The sequence below is a fragment of the Loigolactobacillus zhaoyuanensis genome, assembly GCF_003946385.1.
GTDB classification, from domain to species: domain Bacteria; phylum Bacillota; class Bacilli; order Lactobacillales; family Lactobacillaceae; genus Loigolactobacillus; species Loigolactobacillus zhaoyuanensis.
In genome coordinates, this window is the sequence record NZ_RHOE01000001.1 from 1 (window position 1) to 23,756 (window position 23,756).

24 protein-coding genes and 1 other annotated feature are annotated in these 23,756 nt (G+C 44.1%); of the genes, 19 read left to right on the plus strand and 5 right to left on the minus strand.

What is annotated here, in order from left to right; translation table 11 throughout:
* The first annotated feature begins 242 nt into the window (after nt 1-242).
* The gene (locus tag EKM76_RS00005; protein ID WP_125548617.1) at nt 243-1,634 is read left to right on the plus strand and encodes an L-cystine transporter; all 1,392 of its coding nucleotides are present in this window, start codon (nt 243-245) and stop codon (nt 1,632-1,634) included.
* A gap of 12 nt (nt 1,635-1,646) precedes the next feature.
* Here the strand turns inward: EKM76_RS00005 and EKM76_RS00010 are convergent, their stop codons facing one another.
* Nucleotides 1,647-2,306, minus strand: a complete 660-nt coding sequence (locus EKM76_RS00010) for an endonuclease III domain-containing protein (RefSeq protein WP_125548618.1) — start codon at nt 2,304-2,306, stop codon at nt 1,647-1,649.
* 143 nt (nt 2,307-2,449) lie between these two features.
* Between EKM76_RS00010 and EKM76_RS00015 the strand changes: the two genes are divergently transcribed.
* The 8 genes from EKM76_RS00015 to EKM76_RS00045 all read left to right on the plus strand — a co-directional run bounded on the left by EKM76_RS00015 (nt 2,450) and on the right by EKM76_RS00045 (nt 5,595).
* Complete coding sequence (locus EKM76_RS00015) at nt 2,450-2,944, plus strand: methylated-DNA--[protein]-cysteine S-methyltransferase (RefSeq protein ID WP_125548619.1); 495 nt, start codon at nt 2,450-2,452, stop codon at nt 2,942-2,944.
* A gap of 224 nt (nt 2,945-3,168) precedes the next feature.
* Nucleotides 3,169-3,453: a bacteriocin immunity protein gene (locus EKM76_RS00020; protein WP_125548620.1), complete on the plus strand. Its 285-nt coding sequence runs from the start codon at nt 3,169-3,171 to the stop codon at nt 3,451-3,453.
* Complete coding sequence (locus EKM76_RS00025) at nt 3,453-4,091, plus strand: CPBP family intramembrane glutamic endopeptidase (RefSeq protein ID WP_125548621.1); 639 nt, start codon at nt 3,453-3,455, stop codon at nt 4,089-4,091. The genes EKM76_RS00020 and EKM76_RS00025 overlap by 1 nt, the downstream gene beginning before the upstream one ends.
* 29 nt (nt 4,092-4,120) lie before the next feature.
* Complete coding sequence (locus EKM76_RS13565; RefSeq protein ID WP_225417839.1) at nt 4,121-4,258, plus strand: hypothetical protein; 138 nt, start codon at nt 4,121-4,123, stop codon at nt 4,256-4,258.
* Nucleotides 4,245-4,448: a hypothetical protein gene (locus tag EKM76_RS13570; RefSeq protein WP_225417840.1), complete on the plus strand. Its 204-nt coding sequence runs from the start codon at nt 4,245-4,247 to the stop codon at nt 4,446-4,448. Before EKM76_RS13565 ends, EKM76_RS13570 begins: the two co-directional genes overlap by 14 nt.
* 47 nt (nt 4,449-4,495) lie before the next feature.
* A complete protein-coding gene (locus tag EKM76_RS13860) occupies nt 4,496-4,708 on the plus strand; it encodes a bacteriocin immunity protein (protein ID WP_125548622.1) in 213 nt (70 codons plus the stop codon).
* A gap of 144 nt (nt 4,709-4,852) precedes the next feature.
* Nucleotides 4,853-5,164: a bacteriocin immunity protein gene (locus EKM76_RS00040; protein ID WP_125548623.1), complete on the plus strand. Its 312-nt coding sequence runs from the start codon at nt 4,853-4,855 to the stop codon at nt 5,162-5,164.
* A gap of 170 nt (nt 5,165-5,334) precedes the next feature.
* Entirely contained in the window at nt 5,335-5,595 is a 261-nt protein-coding gene (locus EKM76_RS00045) for an antitoxin HicB (protein ID WP_225417841.1), read from the plus strand.
* A gap of 62 nt (nt 5,596-5,657) precedes the next feature.
* Here EKM76_RS00045 and brnQ read toward each other — a convergent pair whose 3' ends face one another.
* A complete protein-coding gene (gene brnQ, locus EKM76_RS00050; protein ID WP_125548624.1) occupies nt 5,658-7,034 on the minus strand; it encodes a branched-chain amino acid transport system II carrier protein in 1,377 nt (458 codons plus the stop codon).
* 142 nt (nt 7,035-7,176) lie between these two features.
* Nucleotides 7,177-7,425, minus strand: a binding site (T-box leader).
* 123 nt (nt 7,426-7,548) lie between these two features.
* Entirely contained in the window at nt 7,549-8,406 is an 858-nt protein-coding gene (locus EKM76_RS00060) for a hypothetical protein (RefSeq protein ID WP_125548625.1), read from the minus strand.
* Between the two features lie 251 nt (nt 8,407-8,657).
* Between EKM76_RS00060 and EKM76_RS00065 the strand changes: the two genes are divergently transcribed.
* From EKM76_RS00065 to EKM76_RS00085, 5 genes are all read left to right on the plus strand, one after another.
* Entirely contained in the window at nt 8,658-9,620 is a 963-nt protein-coding gene (locus EKM76_RS00065; RefSeq protein WP_125548626.1) for a WYL domain-containing protein, read from the plus strand.
* 65 nt (nt 9,621-9,685) lie between these two features.
* Nucleotides 9,686-10,615: a hypothetical protein gene (locus EKM76_RS00070; protein WP_125548627.1), complete on the plus strand. Its 930-nt coding sequence runs from the start codon at nt 9,686-9,688 to the stop codon at nt 10,613-10,615.
* Between the two features lie 528 nt (nt 10,616-11,143).
* Complete coding sequence (locus EKM76_RS00075) at nt 11,144-11,935, plus strand: hypothetical protein (protein ID WP_125548628.1); 792 nt, start codon at nt 11,144-11,146, stop codon at nt 11,933-11,935.
* A 124-nt stretch (nt 11,936-12,059) separates the two neighbouring features.
* Nucleotides 12,060-12,770 (plus strand): VIT1/CCC1 transporter family protein, encoded by a 711-nt coding sequence (locus tag EKM76_RS00080; RefSeq protein WP_125548629.1) that lies wholly within the window; start codon nt 12,060-12,062, stop codon nt 12,768-12,770.
* Between the two features lie 724 nt (nt 12,771-13,494).
* Nucleotides 13,495-15,678 (plus strand): KxYKxGKxW signal peptide domain-containing protein, encoded by a 2,184-nt coding sequence (locus EKM76_RS00085; protein ID WP_125548630.1) that lies wholly within the window; start codon nt 13,495-13,497, stop codon nt 15,676-15,678.
* Nucleotides 15,679-15,854: 176 nt separating this feature from the next.
* Here the strand turns inward: EKM76_RS00085 and EKM76_RS00090 are convergent, their stop codons facing one another.
* A complete protein-coding gene (locus EKM76_RS00090; protein ID WP_125548631.1) occupies nt 15,855-16,112 on the minus strand; it encodes a hypothetical protein in 258 nt (85 codons plus the stop codon).
* Nucleotides 16,113-16,677: 565 nt separating this feature from the next.
* Here EKM76_RS00090 and argS point away from each other — a divergent pair.
* From argS to argR, 3 genes are all read left to right on the plus strand, one after another.
* The gene (gene argS / locus EKM76_RS00095; RefSeq protein WP_125548632.1) at nt 16,678-18,369 is read left to right on the plus strand and encodes an arginine--tRNA ligase; all 1,692 of its coding nucleotides are present in this window, start codon (nt 16,678-16,680) and stop codon (nt 18,367-18,369) included.
* A gap of 140 nt (nt 18,370-18,509) precedes the next feature.
* Nucleotides 18,510-19,127 (plus strand): hypothetical protein, encoded by a 618-nt coding sequence (locus EKM76_RS00100; protein WP_125548633.1) that lies wholly within the window; start codon nt 18,510-18,512, stop codon nt 19,125-19,127.
* A 194-nt stretch (nt 19,128-19,321) separates the two neighbouring features.
* A complete protein-coding gene (gene argR, locus EKM76_RS00105; protein ID WP_125548634.1) occupies nt 19,322-19,780 on the plus strand; it encodes an arginine repressor in 459 nt (152 codons plus the stop codon).
* Between the two features lie 90 nt (nt 19,781-19,870).
* Here argR and EKM76_RS00110 read toward each other — a convergent pair whose 3' ends face one another.
* Nucleotides 19,871-20,755 (minus strand): RluA family pseudouridine synthase, encoded by an 885-nt coding sequence (locus EKM76_RS00110; RefSeq protein ID WP_125548635.1) that lies wholly within the window; start codon nt 20,753-20,755, stop codon nt 19,871-19,873.
* Between the two features lie 306 nt (nt 20,756-21,061).
* Here EKM76_RS00110 and EKM76_RS00115 point away from each other — a divergent pair, with 306 nt between their 5' ends.
* Nucleotides 21,062-23,200 (plus strand): PBP1A family penicillin-binding protein, encoded by a 2,139-nt coding sequence (locus tag EKM76_RS00115; RefSeq protein ID WP_125548636.1) that lies wholly within the window; start codon nt 21,062-21,064, stop codon nt 23,198-23,200.
* A 102-nt stretch (nt 23,201-23,302) separates the two neighbouring features.
* Nucleotides 23,303-23,647 (plus strand): YlbF family regulator, encoded by a 345-nt coding sequence (locus EKM76_RS00120; RefSeq protein WP_125548637.1) that lies wholly within the window; start codon nt 23,303-23,305, stop codon nt 23,645-23,647.
* Nucleotides 23,648-23,756 lie beyond the last annotated feature (109 nt).

The window sequence follows — 23,756 nt, forward strand, 5'->3', positions numbered from 1 at the left end:
TGATCTGGTACTTTCTAGCAATCAATACAATCCCTAACGAAGAAGTGAGATAGTCTTGAACCACCTGCAGTTTAAACTGCTTAGTATATTTAGTCATAGTAAAACCCCCGGTATTGGATTCTGGTCCAATACCGGGGGTTCACTTCAGGCGTGATGTGGCCGCAGTTGAGTGATTTGAAGGGCGCACGACAAGATGGGGCGCCTGATTGAACAATTTTGTGTAATAATCGGGAGGAATTTTTATGACAACAGGTTTGACTATTTTAATCGTCATTATTGCTGGTCTAATTTTGACTGGCTTATACTTTTTGCAACGGCGCCAAGTTAAGTTTTCCAAGCAAGTATTTCTGGCGTTAGGTTTAGGAATTGTTTTTGGTTTAATTCTGCAATTATCTTTTGGCGCGACTAGTAAGATCATCACCAACGCGATCGATTGGTTGAACATTGTTGGTAGTGGCTACGTGGCGCTGCTGCAAATGTTGATCACACCACTGATTTTCGTTTCCTTAGTGGGTGCGTTTATCAAACTGAAATTATCGACTAATATTCGCCGGATCGGAACGACGGTGTTGGTGACTTTGTTAGCGACGACTGCTATTGCCGCAGTTCTCGGCGTACTAAGCGTCTTCTTATTCCATTTGCAAGGCGCCGACTTCGTGAAAGCAACGGCCAGCAAAGCTAACTTAGCCATCTTAAAGGAACACCAAACGCAAGTTACCGGCTTAAGCATTCCCCAGCAGATCGTCAGCTTCCTACCTAGCAACATTTTTGCTGACTTTGCTGGTACCCGTGCCACTAGTACGATCGCAGTCGTAATTTTCTCCGCCTTTGTTGGTGTAGCTTTTCTGGGGATCCGCAAAGACTATCCTAAAGAAGCCGCCGTTTTTGCCAAAGGGTTTGAAGCCATCCATCAAATTGTCAGTCGTTTAGTTCACTTGGTATTACAACTGACACCATACGGGATTTTCGCGTTAATGACCAAGGCAACGGCTACCGACAGTATTGAATTGATTGCTAACTTAGGCGTATTCATTATTGCAGCCTACGTGGCGTTGTTGGGTGTTTTGTTGTTGCATACGTTGATTCTGGTTGCGCACCATATTAATCCAGTTGTTTATTACCGCAAAGCTTGGCCGGCACTGATTTTCGCCTTTACTTCACGGACCAGCGCGGGAACGTTGCCGTTAAACGTGGAGATCCAAACGAAATCATTAGGCGTGGATTCACCGACCGCCAATTTTGCGGCTAGTTTTGGGCTGACGATCGGCCAAAATGGCTGTGCTGGCGTTTATCCAGCAATGATCGCGACGATCATTGCGCCAACTGTCGGCATTAATGTGTTCTCGATCCAATATATTTTATCGATCATTGCCGTGGTGACGCTGGCGTCCTTTGGGGTTGCTGGTGTTGGTGGTGGTTCGATCTTCTCAACGCTGATCGTGTTGGGGACATTGAACTTGCCGATCGGTGTATTGGGTGTGTTGATCGCCATTGATCCAATTGTTGACATGGCGCGGACTTTGGCTAACGTCAACGACAGTATTCTAGCTGGTGTGATCACCGCCAAACGCGGCGGCACACTGGATGAAGCTGTTTTTGATGATGTGACTGAGGTCGTTGAATCGACACTATAAGTAATAGGGCGCTTATCTTGCGGGATAAGCGCTTTTTATTATAAGTTGTGCGCCGGCGAGAAAACTTTGTGGCCAGCCGGCAGGTGTTTGCAGATAAAGTTTGCCGAATTCGTCAAGTAAACCGTGAAATTCTTGGGCTTGTGCCGGCGTGAAGTCAGGCGGCAACTGAACTTGGCGGTAGAGTTGTTGATAATTACTGCTGGGCACACCGAGATGGGTAAACAGGCGGCGGGTGTAGCTGTCGGCAATGAAAGTAGGGACGTCAAATATATAAACTAGGAAAACGTCAGCGGTTTCGGCACCGATGCCCCGCAACGTTAACAGTTTAGGCCGTAATTGGTCACCGCAAGCTTGTTTGATTGCAGTTAGATCGTAATCATAAGTTGCGAGCCACGTGAAAACGGCGCTGATCGCTTTACTTTTATTGTGGTAGAAACCGCTGGAACGGATCAGTGGTTCTAGTTCGGTTGCACTAAGCGCGTGGAGCTTGGCTGGCTCAAAGTTGGTGCTGGCTTTCAGGTTAGCCAGCGCAGGCACCACATTGCGCCAGTTGGTATTTTGGACTAAAATCGCGCCGAGGATGATCTCCCATTTGGAATCGGCGGGCCACCAGCCCTGCGGACCCATTTCGGTGTACATTGTTTGGTAAAGTTGCTTAATTGTTAGTTGCATGTGCGGCCTTCTTCCACTGATCATCATACGCAAATAGGGTTAAAATTTCGAGCGATTTGTATGAAAAAGTGAATTAGTAAAATTCTGGACGATTGATTTCTGTTATAATTTAGCTAAGTAATTAAGTGAGGGCAGGTGACGATGTGGCGACTATCTATTATAGTAGAAACAAGTTAGGCGACCATGATTATTATTTAGGCGCAACTGCGCAGGGACTGTGTTTTGTTGGTTCGTGGGAGCAAGACTTAAGTGAATTAAAAAAGTTTTATCCACAAGCTGATTTGGTCGTGGCAACCACGCAAACGCAGGTGGCTGCCAGTCAATTAGCGGCTTACTTAGCTGGTCAGCGCCACACCTTTGATCTGGCGTTGGCCTGGCCGCAAGGTACTGATCTGCAACAAGCAACCTGGCAGGCGTTATTAAAAATCCCTTATGGCGCCACGGTCGACTACACGACCCTGGCGCAGCAAGCAGGTTATCCGCGTTCCGTCCGCGCCGTTGCCAGTGCGGTCGGCAAAAATCCATTGTTGATCATTGCTCCGTGTCACCGCGTTTTGCGCAAAGATGGCAGTCAAGGCGGCTATCGCGGTGGCTTGGCGATGAAGCAAGCGTTGTTAATATTGGAACAAGCAAAATGAGTCGTCGCAGTCTGCGGCGGCTTTTTAATTTGCCTAAAATACTGGCGGACACTTACGCTGATCTGTCCGCCACTGATTTTTCTTGATGTGTTAACAGCACAAAATACGTATGGTACAATAATATTAGTTGGCAAATGTGGATCAGAATGGGGGAGCTGATCGCGTTGCTGCCAGCTATAAAAATGAATCAGGTCAAGGGGCTGATCGAAATTGGAGGGATAATTATGAAATGGTATACTGGTGGGCGCGAACGGGGTCAGCAGGCGAATGAACTTTTGACCGCATTGATCGATCATTTAAACAATGCCAATGAGCTGCCGCTGAAACGATTATTATTTGCGTTTCATCAAGAAATCGCCGCACAGGAGCAGTCGATCCCGTTTATTTTAAGTCGGATGAACGTGGCGATTGCTAAAGTAATACATGAAAATCAAATTGTGGTGAATGAAGAAAATGAGCAGCGGTTAAAGGCGTTGCTGGCTTTGGTTGAAATTCGGTATGGCTACTGATGACCAAAAAAATAGTGGCCAATGTTGGTATCGGCTTAGGTTTGTTGGCCTTAGTATTTCTGATTCAGCTTAATGGCGCTAGCTTGATGTTCAAAACAGTTAATATTTGGACGTTACTGTACATGGTAATTATTTTTGTCAGTTTAACCTGGGTTTTGTTGCGAATTAGCCGTCACCGAGAACTTAGGCTAGTCACTAATCGTTTGACACCACAAATGGTGTTAGGGGCTGTACTGTTGGCACTTATTCTGACGGCTAGTGCAATTGGTTTGGCGTTATTTCTTCCTAGCGAGCACGGTAGTAATCAATTTATTAGCTACCATTTTTTAAGCAACGATAGGCGACTAGTCCTTGTGACGTTTGTGACGATCAATCTGACTGGGCCGGCATTGGAAGAATTACTTTTTCGTGGCCTGATCTTGCAGTTTATCAGTAAAATCAGTCATTCAGCAGTAATTGGTTTGTTGATTTCGACGGCGCTGTTTACCTATTTACACAACGGCCAGCTATTTGACCCAATCTATTTACTGTCAGGATTAGGTTTTGGTTATTTATTTTTTCGAACAAAAAATATTGGTGCGGCGATCATTTGCCATCAATTAGTCAATATTTTAGCGACCATACAGTTATTTTTATAAAATATTATCGATGTTGGATGGGATCAAATATGGAGAACGAAGCTGTCGTATTATTTAGGTTGATCGATGCGGCCTATGCTGAAGATTTGAGTAATCAACCCGTCAAATACAAACAGGCGCTGTTACGGAGCGCCCAAGAATTAAATGATGGTGTTGCCGCCACTTAAGGTTTGCGCTGGATTATTTGCGGATTATCGGAAGAACTACATGGTGCCGATGACATTACCAGCGCAGAACCGATTACTATACACGCAAGTTAAGGATAGCTTGAAAAATCTTAGCCAGAAGCAATTAAGTGAATTTAACCTGGGTTATGGCCTGATTGCGATACATTTTACTTTTGGTCCAATGAATTAAAAAAGGGGACGATATTTATCGGTGAAAAGGCGTAACAGTTATTTAGTTTGATCAGTCAAACCTACTTAAATCAAGAGGTAAAAAAGGATGCTGTGCTAATACAATTACTATCACAGCAGGGTAAAGCGTTATTGGACGGTGCGGACGTCAAGTTGGTGTGTGTTAAGTTAAATAAAGATATCACCGCTTATTTGTTAGCTCATCAATTGTCTGCGCCGCCGGTTTTAATGAAGCTGATGGAAGCTGATGGGTGCGATTGAACAGTTATCCGCAGCTTATCATAGGGCGATGTCAGCTAGTATTTGGTTGAGCTAGGCAAGCGGCAGGCTCCATTTTTAAAAATAGGTGAAAGTTGTACAGCAAAAATCGCTAGAGTTTAATCTTTAAATGGGAGGAATGGAACAATGAAACCAGATAAAGCACAAGCAAAACAAACAATTCATGAATTATATAACAGCTTAGGTGACAATCCAGCGCCAGAAATTGCTGATATTCGAGAAGCGTTGCTGAAAGTTTACAATAAAACTGATCAGTTAGATAATATTGAACCGATCTATAGTCGCTTGGTCAATTTAATTTATTCGGCCGCAACCGTGGCACCACTTGGTCTAAGCCGTGATCAGGAGCGGTTAGTCCGTAGCCTTGCCGATATTGGCAAACGCGCAGGTCCAGCCGGTGGCGCATTTATGGCGTACGGGAATAAGGATAGTTTTTAATTTTATTGCTATATCCGAAGCCATGATCTGGTAAGGGGGATGCGCAAAATGTCTAAAAGTCGATTGATTTATCCGGTGATTTTGTCGCAAGATGATAATTATATTTTTGTACAAGTCCCAGATATTAAGGTGGCTACACACAAGGTAACAATTTAATTGACGCAATTGCAATGGCAGCGGATTTAATTAGTAACTTGCTGGAAGACAGTGTGAATTATCCGCAGCCTTCATTACCACAGGATATTAAATTAACGGCCGGTGAACAATTGGTTTACGTGACTGTTGATCTAGATGCGTTTAGACGGAAATACGGCAAAACTGTCCGTAAGAATATCACGATTCCTGAATATTTGAATAAACTGGCTAAAGAGCAGAAAATCAATGTCTCGCAAGTGGCGACTGAAGCGCTGCGAGTCAAGTTAGGCTTCTAGTTTAGGCTATAGCAAAAGGCGTTGTACTTATAAAAGTACAACGCCTTTTTGTGGATGATCATTTATTTGGTCTGTGAAACAGTATTCCGGGCGCTGACGCGTTTGAATACGTGAACGGCGAGGCCTAAAGCAGCACCAACTAATGCTGGGACTAACCAAGCTAAGCCGTAGTTAGCCAGTGGTAAGTAGGCTTGTTCGAAACCTGTCATCGCCTTGCCGAAGCTACTTTGGCTGACCACCGCTGGGAAAGCAGTGACCATGTCGAAGAATGCTGGGACAACGGTGAAGAGAACAACGAATTTATAAACTACTGGATCTTTGTGGAATAATGGTGAGAAAACTGATAATAAGATTAAAACCATGGATAGTGGATATAGGAACATCAACATTGGTGTTGACCAAGCGATGATCTGATTTAAACCGATGTTAGCGGTCAAGAATGAGGCCAATGTGGTCAGGGTCAACCAAGTGCGGTAGCTGACCTTAGGAAAATGCTTATGGAAATCTTGGGCAAAAGCGGCGACTAAACCAATCGCAGTGGTCAAACAAGTAACGGTGATCAAGGTGGCTAAGATGGCCTGACCAGCAACGCCCATATAGTGATTGACGATTTGATCAAAGGCGACGCCGCCATTAGCGGACAGTTTGAATTTACCTAATGAGGTCGCACCAACAAAGATCAAGCCAACGTAGATCACGGCGATCAAAGCCATGGCGAAGACGCCGGCGCGGGCGGTAACCAAGGCAACACCGCTAGCACGCTTTTTACCTAAGGAACGAACGGCAGTGACCACAGTAACACCAAAGGCTAAACCAGCTAAGGCATCCATCGTGTTGTAACCTTGTAGGAAACCATTGATAAATGAGCCAGAAGTATAAGCGGCAGTGGCATGTTGGACGCCAGCGTGGCCTAATGGTGAGCTAAAAGCTAAGAAGAAAACGCCAGCTAATAAAACTAAGAAGACAGGATTTAATAATTTACCGATATTATTGACGATTTTATTTTCTTCTAATGAGAAGAAGAGTGCTAAACCGAAGAAAACAGCTGAGAAAACTAATAATCCGACGGTTTGGAAATTCTTGGGAACTAGTGGCGCTAAGCCGACGGTGTAAGAAACCGTGGCAGTCCGCGGCGTACCGAACAGCGGGCCGATGGTACCGTGGATCAAGATCATGAATAATAGCGCGAAGACAGGTCCCAGTGGCCGACCAACATCATAAACCCCTTCGGAACGGGTGATACTGATAGCTAGGACGGATAATAATGGCAACAACACGCCGGTAACTAGGAAACCTAATGCAGCCGGCACCCAATTTTGACCAGCTAATTGACCTAAATGTAAGGGGAAAATTAAGTTCCCAGCACCAAAGAATAAGCCGAATAGCATTGAACTAACCACGACATAATCGCGTTTTGTAAGTTTACGTTCCTCTAACATAAGCAAAGCACCCCTTGATTTTTTTTAGTATTAAATCATGAGTGTTGTCATTACTAAGTCGACTTTAGCAACAGCAGCGACCAATCTCGCGTAGATCGATCACGATAAACAAAAAACGCCCTAACCCGAAAAATTAATTTCAGATCAGGACGTTAATAAACGTGTTACCACCTTGATTTACCATTTTCTCACGAAAACAGCCTTTTCGGGTACAAGCACCAACTTGGTACGAAATACCCTAGCTCGATAATGGGAGCCCCCAATGAACGCTCAAAATTCGCATCCATCGCTCAAAGATGATTTTCTAATTGTCGCACCTTGACGTCCTTGCACCAAACGACGCTCGCTTAACTGGTGAATACAATTATACTTTTCTTATCACAGCGTTTAATTTACTCATTGATTTATCATGTGGCTATAATTTAACCCCAAATTGAATGTTTGTCAAGCGCGAATTAAAAATAATTTTTTCTGTAAAGTAGTTAGCGTGATTTTTAGATTAAATTACTTGAATTTAATTTGATTGGATACCGAAGCCGTTCAACCAATTCTGTATTTGGTCGTGGATCTGATCGATAACGCTGGCGTTATCGGTATCTTCGCCGGTGGTGATTGACTCCGCGGCGCTACTACTTGCTGATTCAGGCGTACTAGTACTTTCTGAATCAACTGTCGCCGAGGATGAATTATTAGTGATTTTATCCTTGATCCCGGAGATAGCGCTACTTAGTTTATTTGAGCTGGACTCCGCGGCAGAACTAGAGCTAGCTGCAGCGGCGCTTTCGCTGCTGGCGGCTGCGGCACGACTTTCACTTGCGGCACTGATCTTATCCTTGATCTGCTTGTACTCAGATGAATTTTTCCGGACGAAGGTGACGGTCGATCTGCTGCCGAGGCCGGTGATCGTACCACTATTTGCGGTAAAGGTGATCTGATCATTGTCCGCAGTTAAAGTGTAATTCGTCGTATCAGTGTCAAAGGTCGCCTGACTGCTGGAACTATCGTCACTGAAAGTGCCAGTAGCAGTGCTGGTTTGATCATTACTTGGTGTATAAGTGTATTTGCCACTTTTGATGGTTAGGGTGCTGAGATCGTCAATATCGTCGGTGGTAGTGTAGGTTGCACCATTGGTATTGCTGATTTCTACCCAGGAACCAGCTAGTGATGAGCGTGAGCCGATCCAAACGAAAATACCGACGATGACCACAATAATGGCGATCAGCCAAAACCAGATTTTCCGATGGCGCCGGCGTTTTTTCTTTTTTCTAGCCTTATTTAATTTTGTGTCTAATTGTTCGTCTTCCAGCTGTTCCTGCTTACGGTTGCGTAATTCCGCACGACTCATTGCTGGATCGTCATTATTATTTGCCATGTTTACAACTCCAATGGGTTCAGATTGTTTGTTTCAGTGTACTACATTGCGGGGGCGAAAGTGTGAAGACTGATGGAAATATAACTAAAGTTTTGCTTAAGCGGGCCGGCGGTTTGATGATCATGGCTTTTACTAGGTAATCTGGTAGCGGATCACGCTTAAATCACGATCGACCGCGCTATTTTTTTATAACGCCACATTATGGCGGATCAATGGTGTAAACTAATTTTATAGCGCTGGAGGTGAGCATAATGGAAAATCAAAGTAGTAGAAGATTGTTGACGTTATTTATTCGGCTGTTGCAAGGAGAAAAGTTCGATGAGACTAGCTGGCGAGCGTTGGCGGTAACCGCAGAATCAAAGTCAAAACGAGTCTACCAGCGTGATTTCATGATTATCAAGGAAACCTTGGCAGACTGCCACGATGGTCATCGATTAGTATTAAACGGTAAACAACATCAGCTCAGGGGCCAGACAGATCCCCGCGGCTTGACCTACACGATCGCGCTGGCGCATATTTTATTGGCGTCACGTGCGTTTACGCAAAAAGAGGTCGATGGCATTCTAGGTTTTCTTAAAGCTAATTTAACACCGGCGACCCAAGATGATTATACCGCGGCGATCAAGGCTGACCACAATAGTTATCAGCCACTATCCAAGCGGCAGCCGGTGCTTAGCCGCCTAGTCACGTTGACCAACGCAATCGCGAACTATCAAATGTTAACGTTCCATTACCGTAACGGCACAACGCAAAAGCAGCGGGCTTATCAGGCTCAGCCGGTGGCGTTGTATTTTGCGACTTATTATTTTTACGTGTCAATGAAGGTAGCACAGCATGATGATTTTACTCTTTTCCGAGTTGATCGGATGACCAGTATCGATTTTTCTGCGCCAGGGGATGCGCGCCGCAACGCCGATCATTTTTCACTGCCGGATCAGCGCAGTTTAGTTCATCTGTTGCCAATGGGCCAACTGACGACGTTTCGCTTCAAATGCTGGCTCAATCCGCAAAACGTTTTGGATCAGTTTCCTAGTGCGCACAAAGTTGCAGCGTCCGTTGAGCGCAATGGTGTGCTGATCGAGGCTCAAGCAAAAGAAGCGGGTGCGCTACTGTGGCTACAAAGTCAAGGCCCCAACGTCCAAGTGGTGTCGCCGCCACAGCTGATCCAAAAGCTTAAACAAAATCTAGCGCAGACTGCGGCGTTGTATGACTAAAAATAAGCCGACGACATGATTTGACTTATGGCACCACCAGCACCTAAAAATTGGAGGAATGATTAATGACACCCCACGAAGCAATACGTCAAAGTTTAGAAAGCATACAGACAGATTTTTGGGAACTTGATCCTAAAACTAAACAACCGGTTAGAGAATTAAAACTACATGAATTTGCATCATTTTTAGCGTGCGAACGGCCATTACCGCTGAACGCAACGATTTTACGTGATTTCGCTGGTCAGGCGATCAAACCCAAGGCACTAGGGGAAAAGTATCATCCTGATTTTGACTTTAGCAGCACCTTTTTTACCGATGATCAACCATTCAATAATCAATATATGTTCGTTGGCTTAAACGTCGCCGCCCGCACTGGTGCGGCTGATACCAGGGAATGGTGGAATTTCCACGATAAAAAGTTACCCACCAATACATTTAAGTTGTATCTGGAGCTTAACCAAGACGAGCGCTACCGTGGCTGCTATATTACTGATGTGATCAAGAATACCGTTGATAGCGATTCGGCTAATGTGGGGCAGAATTTTTTCTTCACCAAGAGTAAAAAATTGTCATTTATTCAACCGGTTAGTGACCAGCAACGAGCCGCAAAGTTATTTGAATGGGATAAAAATGCTGCAGCGACAGCTTTAGCAACTGATCAACCCTATGAACGGCTTTACGCCTCAATGGCTGATGCGCTACAAGAAGTGGTGACCAACCATGAAGTTTTCAATAAATCAGCACGCTTATTTGTGGCGGAATGTAAGGCGATCAACCCAGAAAAAATAATTGTCTTTGGTGATACTGCTAAGGAAGCACTGACCCAAATGTTGGCAACTACTGCCTTTGATAATGAGCCAGCAGTCCGTAAACTGGTAGAAAATTGTGCGGAAATCAGACATTACGCTTACCGCAAAAATTTTAACGCGTGGATCACGGAATACGCACCGAAAGCGATCACGGATGTTGAAGATACTGTAATTATTGATCAATAAAGCTAATCATGTACCGCTTCTAGTCAGTCAATTATTTGCGCCAACTCAGATTAATTTGGGTTGGTTTTTTTGGTCTAGTTACGAATCGTTAATGGCAAGCTGGGGAGATGGTCTGCCGGCAGTAACAGAATGTGTCAATTTGGTTTATTGCAATGACACGAAACGTGTCATTTTTAGGTTAGTGGAATGACACAAAATGTGTCTTTTAGCTAGATCAATGATTTAAAAAACTAGCGGTAGCTTAAAAGCAATAAAAGAGTCAGTTTAGGCAGAATAATAGGCCAAAATTCCCTTAAAAAGTGCCACTTTTGCCACTTTGAGCGCCTAGAATAAATAAATTTAAAAAATAAAAAATGTATTCGGCCTTTTTTGCGTAGATTAATAGACAGAAAGGAGAAATTTTGCATTGATAAAAAGTCGAAAATCGTATATTTCTCAATGTATTTTATACTGTTTATACGCAAAAAAGCCACAGTAAGCAACAACTACAGTAAGCAACAACTACAATAAGCAAAAAGGAGATGCAACATGCAACAAACCGAACATACTCGAGAGTTACAATTGATCGAACAAAACATGAATCGTTCACCGGCTGATCTAGGGAAAGTTTGGTGTTCGCGACTAATTTTTACATTACCTGCACTAACACCGATGGACGTGGCGCTTTATGGGGCTGTGGCGATGCTTCAAGCACCAAGTATGCTCGAGCAGAATGATGAACGAAGTATACATACAGCTGCACTCACGCTCGAGATACTACGCTTAAGCTTGAATTTACCGGCTAATAAAAAGCCTGAATTATTAAGCTCACTGCGCCGCTTGACTATGTTGGGCGCCTTACAGGTGTTACCGTTGCAGCCTGAGCCTACCGCTTTACGCGCAGACTGGGAACATGGCTGGTTTTGTTTATTAATGCCGATCAGTTTCACGGTCAAACAAAATTGTCAGGGCTTTTGTCAACTACATATCGCTGACTGGGAACGCATTAAGTTACAATTGACCAAGCCAAGTGATCGTATTAAAGGTTTTGCGGCTTATTTAGCGATCCAACACTTTATTTTTAACAGTAAAAATGTGGCGCCTATTTGTTATCAAAGTCAGGGGCAAATTGGCGCAAGTTATGGTGTGAAACGCTATTCGGTTAGTCGCACGGTGACGCAGTTGCATCAGATTGGGGCAATTGCGATGTGCAAAGTGTTGTGGAACCATAACGGTGAATTAGTTGAGCGTAACATCATTGCCAGTGCGCGCGATGACCAATCTTTCTATGATTTCATATCGAAAAGGTTAGGGAAAGTCTATGTTCGTATCCTAGAATAGCTAAGCTTAAAAATAATCGACGTTCATCTGTATCCGCTGCCATTTGGTGTTATACTTGAGAAGTAATCTCAATTACACGAGAAAAAACTTAAATGAGTTTAGGTAACCGGAAAGGACGATTCCTATGATCGATCTACATCTGCACCGCGCACAGGTCAAGCCATCACTACGTTTATCAGAATGGCTGAACGTTTTGCGTGCCGGTGTTTTAGGTATGAATGATGGCATTATTTCAACCGCGGGAATCGTCCTCGGGGTGGCTGGTGCGCAACAAAGCTCCTTTGCCTTATTTATTGCTGGGATCTCGGGGATGCTAGCGGGGGCTTTTTCCATGGGTGGTGGGGAATACGTTTCAGTCAGTCAACAACGAGATATGCAAAAAACAGCGGCGCAGCGGCAACAACAAGCCATTGCTGAGCATTATCCCCAGGAGCTGGCTGAATTGACGCAGGTCTATGTGGATAAAGGCATCTCCGCGACATTAGCGCAGCAGGTGGCCGCTGAATTAATGATCAAAGATGGCTTAGGCGCCACGTGTCGCGAGAAATATAATATTGAGTTAGGCAATTATTTCAATCCGTTGCATGCGGCGATCTCATCATTTTGTTCCTTTTTCGTTGGCGCTATTTTACCTTTATTGACGATCACTTTGGTGCCAGCGCGCTGGAAAGTTCAGGTCACTTTTATCGCTGTCGCCTGTGCATTGCTAGTGACTGGCTACGTTAGTGCAACGCTGGGGCAAACCAACCGCCGAAAAGCCGTCTGGCGTAATCTGTTAGCCGGCTTACTGACCATGATCGTCACCTATGCAGTTGGACATCTATTTACAATTTAATGCATGCAAAAAAACTCGGCACAGTTGTGTTGAGTTTTTTTGAGATTAATATATTTCAAAAAAATATTCTTCACAGTGGCTGGCAGTTTTTTTACCAACAAGTTGTCACAAACTGCTACTGGCGTAGGCATCTTAAGTGTGCTAGGTTTGTTCGGCCTAGGCAAGAAACGTAAACGTGATTAATTAGACTAACTTTCGGCCATGCCGTAGTAAGAAAAAATTGAAATTTTTGCAAAGTATAAGCGTCCTAGTAGCTAATCGGCTATTAGGACGCTTATTTTAGTTGTTGCATGTTTAGGCTGATTTTATTCCGTTTTAGTGCCACGTAAACATAATTTTTAGAAAATAAGTTGGTTTTGATCCAGAAAGGTAAACTTTAAGTAACGCTGAAGCTGGTGAGAGTTAAATCTAATTGCGAATTTCTGGCTATTTTTATTGGATTTTCTGGTGAATAATTTGGTTAAAAAAATGGCTAAATAATTAGACAATCACTATCCACGTTATCTTTGCAATTAATTAGGGTGTCTTAACATTGATAAAACAGCGTTTACATGAATATCGTTTTTACCAATAAGTTATTATTATAAGTTGGTAATAAAACGTCTTCAAATTATCGAATTTGTAGTACAATTATATTAGAAAATTAATATACGAACACGAGAAATTACTTATGCCAATATTGTGAATACTAATCATGAATATAAATTAAAGGAGTCTTCTAAAAATGAAATTAGACTATAATAAAGCACAACAAAAAGTTGCAAAAGATAGTCAGGTCAAAAAGGAACGCTTTAAATTATATAAAGTGGGGCGTCTTTGGGTAGCGGCTGGTTTAGTAACACTAACGTTTGGTACGGTGGGCTTGCCTGTTGCCCAAGCAGCAGCCGTTGTGGGGGGTGCTGAGCAAACTTCAGCTACAGCGACCACAGAATCTGCAACTAGCACACCGACGCAGACCGCTAAAACGGCAACTGCTAGTTCAGCAGCTAGCGCCAATAGCTCGTCGGCTGCTAGTGCCGCTACACAAACGACTGAACCTAGTGATGATTCCAGTGGGGATGTAGCAACTAAAGCAAGCGCAGCTACTTTGACGATTACCTATGTGGATAAAGATGATGCGGACAAAGAAATCACAACTGATACAGTTAATGGCACAGATGGTGAATCAGGTACTTATACGGTCAAACCGCAAAATAATTATCAATTAGCTACTGGACAAGCGGATTCGATTCCATACACATTGAATGCTGATGATTCAGATAACATTACGGTTGAATTAGCACATGTTCATACTACTGGTACGGCGCAGACCACCAATACGGTTAAATACGCTGGCACAGCGAACAGTGATTTGGCAAAGGCAAGCGTAACGAACGTTAAATGGACTTCAGATACCGATAAGGTTACAGGTGTGACCACTTGGACGGCTGATAATGCGACGACAAGTATTACTTCACCAACAGTTACCGGTCTTACTCCTGATAAGAAAACTGTTGAGTTCAACAATACTTCAGCAACTAATGTAGAACCAACTGATCAAACACAAATTGTAACGTATATTGTGTCTGATCATTCCTTTGATATCACATCGGTTGACGAAGATGGCAGAACTTTTGATCAGGACGCAATTTATGCTGACCATACGCAGGATGAGGTTAACTTTACTTTTGGTGATACCGGCCACGGTAAATTACAATCACTTTGGCTAGTTACATCAGACGAAGGTATCAAGTATTATGGAATCCAAGCTGGTGCCTATATTTTTAATTTCGCAGAAGGTACGATGCAAGCTTATGATAAAGGTGGTAATTTAATTGATAACTCGTTAACCGTGACTCAGATGAAAGAAGCCTTAAAGGACAGTGGTTTAGATGTTGATGCCGGGACAGGCACTTTTACTTATGATAATTTTGTCCATTTTGGCAAAATCACGTTAACTTATCAGGCAACCGCTAAAGTAACGTACAACTATGTGGATTCCGTAACGGGTAAAACGGTTGCCAGCAAGGTTATTAATGGTTACAAGAACGACACTGGTACCTATACAGAAGTCATTCCGGCTAACTATCATAAAACTGATGGCACGGCGGCAACAAGCCATGATTACACATTGAATAGTTTAGATAATCAAGTTGTTAACGTTCCCGTCACCCAAGATACCACCACCACCGGCACGCCAGTTGATGAAACTGGGGACCCAATTGAGGGGGCTACGACACCAGATTTACCGATCGACGGTAACGGTAATGTTACCGTGCCCGATGATGTTGCTGGTTACGAACCAGATGCCAGCAAAGATGTTGATCCGGATACGGCTGGGGTGCAAGTACCAGGCAATGCTGATGGTGCCACAGATTTACCGTACGTTACGGCAGATGATGACACCACCACCGGCAATCCAGTTGATGGCGCGGGGAATGCCATCCCTAATGCACCAGATCCTGAATTGCCGATCGATGGTAACGGTAACGTCACCGTGCCCAACGATATCAATGGTTACGAACCTGATGCCAGTAAAGACGTTGATCCAGATACGGCTGGCGTCCAGGTGGCGGTCGATCCTGATGGCTCAACTAATTTACCATACGTTAAGGTCGCCAGTAGCGGCACGGATACTACGCAGCCAAGCTCTGGTAATAGTGGTCAAACTAATAATGGCAATGGTTCAACGACGACCAATACTAGTTACGGCACAGCCGGCGTCGGCCCAACAACTGATGAGCTGCTGCCAACAAATAATAATCAGATCACTAAAACGGCTACCAACCTGACTGGTAGCGGTGAATTACCACAAACTGGTGCTGCCAATGAAAGTTTCTTAGTCGCAGCTGGCGTAGGTATCCTAAGTCTATTAGGGTTGTTCGGTCTCGGCAAGAAACGGCACCATGATTATGCGGAAAAAGATTAGCGCGCCTAAAGCTAATTGCTACCACTTATAAACCACAACTGGTCAGCGTAATTTCAGGATTTTACTGAGATCACGCTGACCAGTTTTTATTTTATTAGAACCAAAAATAACAGCGCCAAATACGAGCTGTTGTTGTAATTAATTATATAAGACGTATTTATATTTTATATATAAGCCTACTTAGACTCGACGGTATTACGAAAATAGCTACGCAGCAGCAGTAACGTTAATGTGGTGCCGCTTAAAAATACAGCGACCACGTCGAGCAATAAACTAGGTTGCAATAATTGCAGAATACTACAAACGATGAATAGTCCACCAGTCACATTGAGTGCTGGTAATAAGCGCCGTTTAGACGTATTTGCCGGTTGATTGATCGCGAATAAAATGAATAATTGGACGCAGAGTAGCAGAATTACTTGGATAGAGATCACCTTTTCATTAAATAGTTGGATATAGTTGCAGCTAAACTTTGAGTATCGAATGTTTTCATGCAAATGATTATCTATAGTGTAATAAAAAAAGATGCAAAAAACAATCTAAATATATAAAGAAAGAATATAAATATATACATTTTTATTTAGCTGCCGTAGTGAATTCAAGTAAAATTTTCAATCTGTACTGACGGAAAATAGTGCGTTGCCCAGTACTTGCGTTAAACCGTAGAATAAGGTATAGTAACTAGCGAAGTCGCTCCGGTGAGAAAAATAATCAACGGTGGTAGTGCACAGCGAACCTAGATTTGGTGAAAGCTAGGTGATTGCCAGTTGAGTCGTCCTTTTGAGGAGCAATTAAATAGTTAAGTGGATTTTTTAATCAAAAAGAGTGGTACCGCGGGGAAATCTCGTCTCTTACAGTTTACTGTAGGGATGGATTTTGCCGCGGTTTTTAGTTTAGAGTGATAAAAAAGGTGTTCAGCTCATGGCAGATAGTCTAGCTAGAGGCAATGCGCTGCTTTTTTATCACGTTTCCACACACAACCAAGCAAAGGAGCTTATTATGAACGAACAAAATTTAGTTATTGCCGCATTAAAGCCATTGTTAGCCGAAAATTTAGATGAAGCAACGATCGCTAAATTAATTGAAACGCCGAAAACCTCTGATCTAGGGGATTATGCTTTTCCAGTGTTCCAATTAGCCAAAGTTTTCCGGAAGGCACCGCAACAAATTGCTGCCGATCTAGTGGCACAGATCGATCAAACTAATTTTGAAAAAGTGGTGGCAGTGGGTCCTTACGTTAACTTTTTCTTAGACAAGCCTAAATTCAGCCACGACTTGTTACAAACTGTTTTACAGCAGGCTGAACATTACGGTGATGCTGATCTTGGTCATCAAGGTCAAGTGCCGATCGATATGTCCAGCCCGAACATTGCGAAGCCAATTTCGATGGGTCATTTGCGCTCCACCGTTATCGGTAATGCCATCGCCAATATTTTGACTAAGGTTGGTTACAAGCCAGTTAAAATCAATCATTTAGGTGACTGGGGCACACAATTTGGTAAATTGATCGTCGGTTATAAAAAGTGGGGCAGCGAAGAAGCGGTTAAAGCTGACCCGATCACTAATTTATTGAAATATTACGTTAAATTCCATCAAGAAGACGTTGCACACCCTGAACTAGACGAAGAAGCGCGCCAATGGTTCGTTAAGCTGGAAGCTGGCGATGAAGAAGCGACTAAATTATGGTCATGGTTCCGTGAAGTTTCATTGAAAGAATTTATGAAAATCTACGACATGCTGGGGATCACTTTTGATTCTTATAATGGTGAAGCTTTCTATAACGATAAAATGGCTGAAGTCGTCCAGTTATTGGAAGATAAAAAGCTACTTCAGGAAAGCCGTGGCGCCGAGATCGTTGATTTAAGCGCTTATGATTTGAACCCAGCGTTGATCAAGAAAAGTGATGGCGCTACGTTATACATCACCCGTGATTTGGCGGCGGCGATTTATCGCCAGCGGACGTACAAATTTGTTCAATCCTTGTACGTTGTCGGCAACGAACAGCGCGATCATTTCAAGCAATTAAAGGCTGTTTTGCATGAAATGGGCTTTGCTTGGGCCGACGATATTCATCATATTCCGTTTGGTTTGATCACCCAAGGTGGCAAAAAGTTATCCACGCGTCAAGGTCGGGTTATTTTACTAGAAAAAGTCTTGAACGATGCTGTTGATTTAGCGCAAAAGGAAATCGACGCCAAGAATCCTGATTTGGCCAATAAGCAACAAGTGGCTAAAGAAGTCGGTATCGGCGCGGTTATTTTCCATGATTTGAAAAATGATCGCTTGAATAATTTTGACTTTAACTTGGAAGAAGTCGTCCGTTTTGAAGGCGAAACTGGCCCCTATGTGCAATACACTAACGCCCGCGCTCAAAGTATTTTGCGCAAGGCTAACGTGGCCTTAAGTGCCGACGCTGATTATACGATTACTGACGTTGCGGCGTGGGACGTGCTGAAGCAATTAGCAGAATTCCCTGACGTGATCGTCCGCGCCAGCAAAGAATACGAACCTTCCGTCATCGCTAAATACGCTTTGCGTTTAGCCAAGAACTTTAACAAGTACTACGCCAACACGAAGGTCTTAGTCGACGACGGCGAGAAAACCGCGCGTTTGGCCATGGTTGCCAGCGTCAGCCAAGTCTTAGTTCAAAGCTTAGCCTTGTTGGGCGTTCAAGCACCAGCAGAAATGTAACTTAAAACGACCGCTAAATGCAAATTCGCATTCGGCGGTCGTTTTTCATTGCTTTTAACGAAGTATCGTCCAGCATTTGCGTTTCGTGGTATAATTTTTTAGTAAACGATTACATGTAAAAGCGAGCGGAGGAATTATAAATGGCATATGATTTAGAACAGCTAACTACTGATTTAACGGCCGATATAACGGACAGGAACCAGCAACCAGCCCAAAAATGGGTCGACAAGTTACAATTGATCTACCACGCTGGGATGAAAGTAGGGGTCAATGACGCCTATTCCGCTTATCTGACGCAAACGACTGATATTGCGCCGGCCGACTTAGCGACTAAGATACCTGATTTTGAACAGTTGGCGCAGACGAGAACACAACAAATCGCGCAGACCTTGGCTGAACAGCTTACGCAGCAGAGTAGCCAGGATTATAAAATAATGGACGATCGTATCGCCAACCAGATCGGTTTAGCCCAAGGAACTACGACTTGGAATAAAGAAAATCTAGTGGTACCAGCTAAATTACGCTTGGCTGATCTGCTATACATTTATTTTGCCGGCTATCAGTATGGGTTCCAGATCAGTTACTGGCAGGCGCTGGCTGAGAATAAATTGCAATATCAAGACCAGCAGATCTCACCCGCTGATGCGGCGCAATTGGCTCAAGAAACGGCCGTCTCTGAAACCAATGATCAAATGCAATCTGCGTTGGATCACAAGGAAAAGTTAGCGGCGATCTATGACCAGCTGCTTAATGATTAATGGGTATAGCCAAACGAGTAGTCTAAAATTAAAGCGGTTTTAAAAACCGTATTTTTATTCGTAAATTTGGGTAAAGTCGCGAATTATTTGTTATACTTAAGCTAGTCGGTAAAGTATGGGCTTGCAAACCGTATTGGACGGTCGCGTGCTGAGTAAAGTCCCGCCGATAGACAACCTTAGTTGAGGTGACTATTTTGAAAAAAGCAGTTCGACAAGCAAAGATCGAAGAAATCATCAAGCAAAATATAATCGCGACCCAAGAAGCTTTGTTAGCGGCGCTGGAGGCTGAAGGCATCCCCGCGACCCAGGCGACGATCTCCCGTGATATTCGCGAGATGCAAGTCGTCAAGGAACGTGATTCAGAAGGAACTTTACGCTACACGATCTACCATAATGGCGAAAAAACTGAGGCCGAACGGCTGGACGAAACCATTGCCGAAGTTGTGGTGGCGGTGAAGCAAGTGGAATTTGTCAATGTGGTGCACACTGCCCCAGGCAATGGGAATTCCTTAGCGGCGATCATCGACGATTTAGTTTTTCCAGAGATCGCCGGAACCCTGGCCGGACACGATACGATCTTGATCATCAGCCCTGACCGTGCTGGCGCACAATATATTCACGACTACTTTACCCAGCGTATGGTGCTGGAATAAAATTTTATGCAAAATTCAAAGCGGCTCTTTTAGAGCGGCTTTTTTAATTGCGCAAAAAAAGCGCGACTTAAGTAGGAAGTCACGCTAACTTTAATCGGTGATCTGCAAAAAGCTTGCTGGTAGCGGCGCAGTCACTTCAACTGGTGTGAGACTAAACGGCAGCAGTAGCCGCATTTTTGCCGAATGCAAAAATAAGCGCGGGTAGGCGGCAGCTTGCGGGTCATATAAAACATCGCCGACTAAGGGATGACCTAAATAGCTAAAGTGAACGCGAATTTGGTGGGTGCGGCCAGTTTCTAGTTGAATCGCCAGTAACGATTTAGTGGCGGTTTGCTGCAGCACGCGATAATGGGTGATGGCAGCTAACGCGTTTGGCCCATCGACTTGGCGTTTGCGTTTATCCAGCGGATCACGGCCAATCGGTAAGCTGATCGTGCCGCTAGCCGGCAAATGACCGTGGACCCAAGCACGATACTGACGGGTGATCTGTTTGCTGCCGATCAACCGATTCAAAATCGGAAGCACCACTGGATTTTTAGCGACAACGATAACGCCGCTAGTATCGCGGTCCAAGCGATGGACGACGTAAGCAGGCGCCTGCAGATAAGCAGCGACATGGTTCATCAGGCTATCCTGTTCGTCCGGCCGATTGGGGTGCGTTTTGATGCCAATCGGCTTATCTACCATCAGCAGATCGTCATTTTCATATAAAACGTGGACCTGGCTAGCATCGCCACCTTGATATTGCGGCTGTGGGGTGCTAAAGTCGCGGTCATAAAAAGTCAGCAGCACATCGTCGCCCGTTTGGACGCAAGTATGAACTGATTGATAAGCGCCGTTAATGGTGACCGCGCGGTGGATCCGCAGTTCATGATAAATTGTTTTGGGTACTAATAAATCGCCGCGTAGATACTGTTTCAAACGATGACCAGCCTGAGCGGCAGTCACGGTACAGTGGTATTGCCATTTTTGCATGAAATTCTTCCTTCGATTTTAGAACGTGGCCGCAGTTAAAATTGTGGCCACGGTTTCGTTGAATTAGATAAATTGCATCACTGCTTATTCTAACTAAAAATCAGCCCGCTGCCAAATAACTTTTGCGACTAAAGACCGTGGCGCATGGTCGCAACTTTCTTTAAACTTAAATCAGGCTTAACTTTTGTCTAAACGAAATATGCTACAATATAAAGGCAATTCGGTGGCGAGTTACGAAATTGTTGTTGAATTGGCAATAAACTGAATAACGAAAAACTATTTCACTCTAGTAAATGAGGATTTTTTATGCAAAATTTTTTAACAAGCATCCGCAAAATAATTGGTGCGATCGGTCATTTTTTAGCGCCATTTTTTCATTTTGTTGGGCCATACTGGCTTGGTTTTTGGCATGGTGTGCGTCGAATATGGCGGCGTTATTTACTGACACGCTGGGTTCTGTTAGGTTTGATGCTAATTTTTCTAGGTTTCAGCACCTACCTGACTTTTCTAGCCAAGACCTCGGACGTGGAGCATCTCAAGGCCAATTTACAAACGACGACAACGATTTATGATCATGACCAACAAAAGGCCGGCTCACTTTACGCCCAGAAAGGCACTTACGTTAGCTATAATAAAATTTCACCGCAGATTCAAAATGCGGTCACGTCAACGGAAGATCGAACTTTTTGGACCAATCCTGGTTTCAGTATTAAAGGGTACGCCCGCGCCGCCGTCAGTTATGTGATCCATCACGGTCAAATCAGCGGTGGTGGTAGTACGTTGACGCAACAGCTAGCTAAAAACGCGCTATTGACCCAGCAACAGACCCTGATCCGTAAGGCGGAAGAATTATTTTTGTCGATCGAGATCACGAAAGTCTATAGCAAACAGGATATTATCACCATGTACTTGAATAACGCGTACTTTGGTAATGGTGTTTGGGGAGTTCAGGATGCTGCTGAGAAGTATTTCGGTAAAAGTGCTGCAGAAATTGATACGGCAGAAGCGGCAAGTATGGCGGCAATGTTGCGCAGCCCGAGCTTCTATAATCCGATCGATCACCCCAACTATAATATTTCGCGGCGTAATTTAATTCTCGGCTTAATGGTCGATAACGATAAATTGACCACCAGTCAGGCGACTGCCGCCAAGCAGGAAGCCTTGAATTTGCAGGATAATTACAATTCAACTGACGGCTATCGCTATCCGTATTATTTTGACGCGGTGATCAACGAGGCCATCAGCAAGTACGGCTTGACCGAAGAAGAGATCATGAATAAAGGGTATAAAATTTATACAGCGCTAAATCAAACCTACCAACAGCAGATGACAGCTTCCTTTGCTGATAGTTCCGTTTTTCCGGCCAATGCGGCTGATGGCACCCAGGTCGAAGGCGCGTCGGTGGCAATGGATCCGCAAACCGGCGGCGTCACTGCGGTGGTCGGTGGTCGTAACGCCACGCCGGTTTTCCGCGGCTACAATCGTGCCACCCAGATCAAACGCCAACCGGGTTCAACCATGAAGCCACTGGCAGTGTACACGCCAGCGCTGGAAAATGGCTACCATTATGATTCTGAATTAACCGACAAGAAAATGTCTTACGGCGCCAACCACTATACGCCAACCGATTACGGTGATAATTACCAGGGTAAAGTCCCGATGTATAGTGCATTAGCCCAAAGTTTAAACGTGCCCGCAGTTTGGCTGTTAGACCAAATTGGTGTCCAAAAAGGGGTCGCCGCGGTCAAAGATTTTGGTATTACGTTACCGAAAAGTGATCAAAATTTGGCAATGGCTTTAGGTGGCTTGAACATTGGCGTGTCACCGTACCAAATGGCTGGGGCCTACGCCACCTTTGCTAATCAAGGTCAGCGGCCAACCAGCCACTTTATCACTAAAATCGTTGATGCTAGTGGTAATGTGATCGTCGATAATACGGAAACGAAAACAAAACGCGTGATGTCGGCGAAAACAGCCAAAGAAATGAACAGCATGATGCTGGGCGTCTTTGATTATGGCACAGGCACGTCGGCGAAACCGAGCGGCTATGATGTGGCTGGGAAAACCGGCAGTACCGAGGTGCCAGATAGTTACGGTTTTGGCACCAAAGATCAGTGGGTAGTCGGCTATACGCCAGACGTGGTGGTCGCCACTTGGATCGGCTACGATAGCACCGACAGCAGCCATTTTCTTCAAGGTATTAGTGAAGAAGGCGTCGCCAAAGTATGGAAGTCAGAAATGGAAAATATTTTGCCGAACACAGATGGCACTAAATTCAGCACTAAAGATGCGAAAACGCGTGCTAGCGCTGAACAAACCACTAATTCGGCGAACGTTTGGGATCAAGTGAAAAATGGTGCGGCTAAAGCCAAAGCCAACTTAGATTCTGCCGCTGGCAACGCCAAAAGTTGGGTCGATTCAGTCAAAGGGCTTTTTGGCCAATGATCAAGCGTACAAACGTTCGTTTTTAACTAGGAAAACGGTTAAAAACATGCTATACTAAGTTCTATAATGCCTAGGCATAATTTAAATTAACGGAGGCACAACATGGCAGTCAATGTGTACGATACAGCAAACAAATTAGAAGGCGAATTACGGCAAATCGATGAATTTGTTGCCCTACAGGCGACGTACGATGCGATGAAGCAAAATAAAACCGCTTATGACATGTTTAAGCAATTTCAAAAAGTTAATATTGAGTTACAACAAAAACAAATGCAAGGTCAAGAATTAACGGATGCAGAAATTAATAAGGCCCATGAATTAGCGGATAAAGTTGGCAAGTTCGACGAAGTCCAAGCCTTGATGGAAAAAGAAAAGGCTATGAGCCAAATTATGGATGATTTAAACCAAATCATCACCAAACCAGTCCAAGAATTATACGCAAACTAGAAGTTACACTAAGTCTAACAGCGGCTAGTGTAACCATTTAGAACAGCTTTAATTAGCGCAATGAAGGTCGGTCGCGCGAGACGAATGGTCGGGCAATATGCCGACTAGA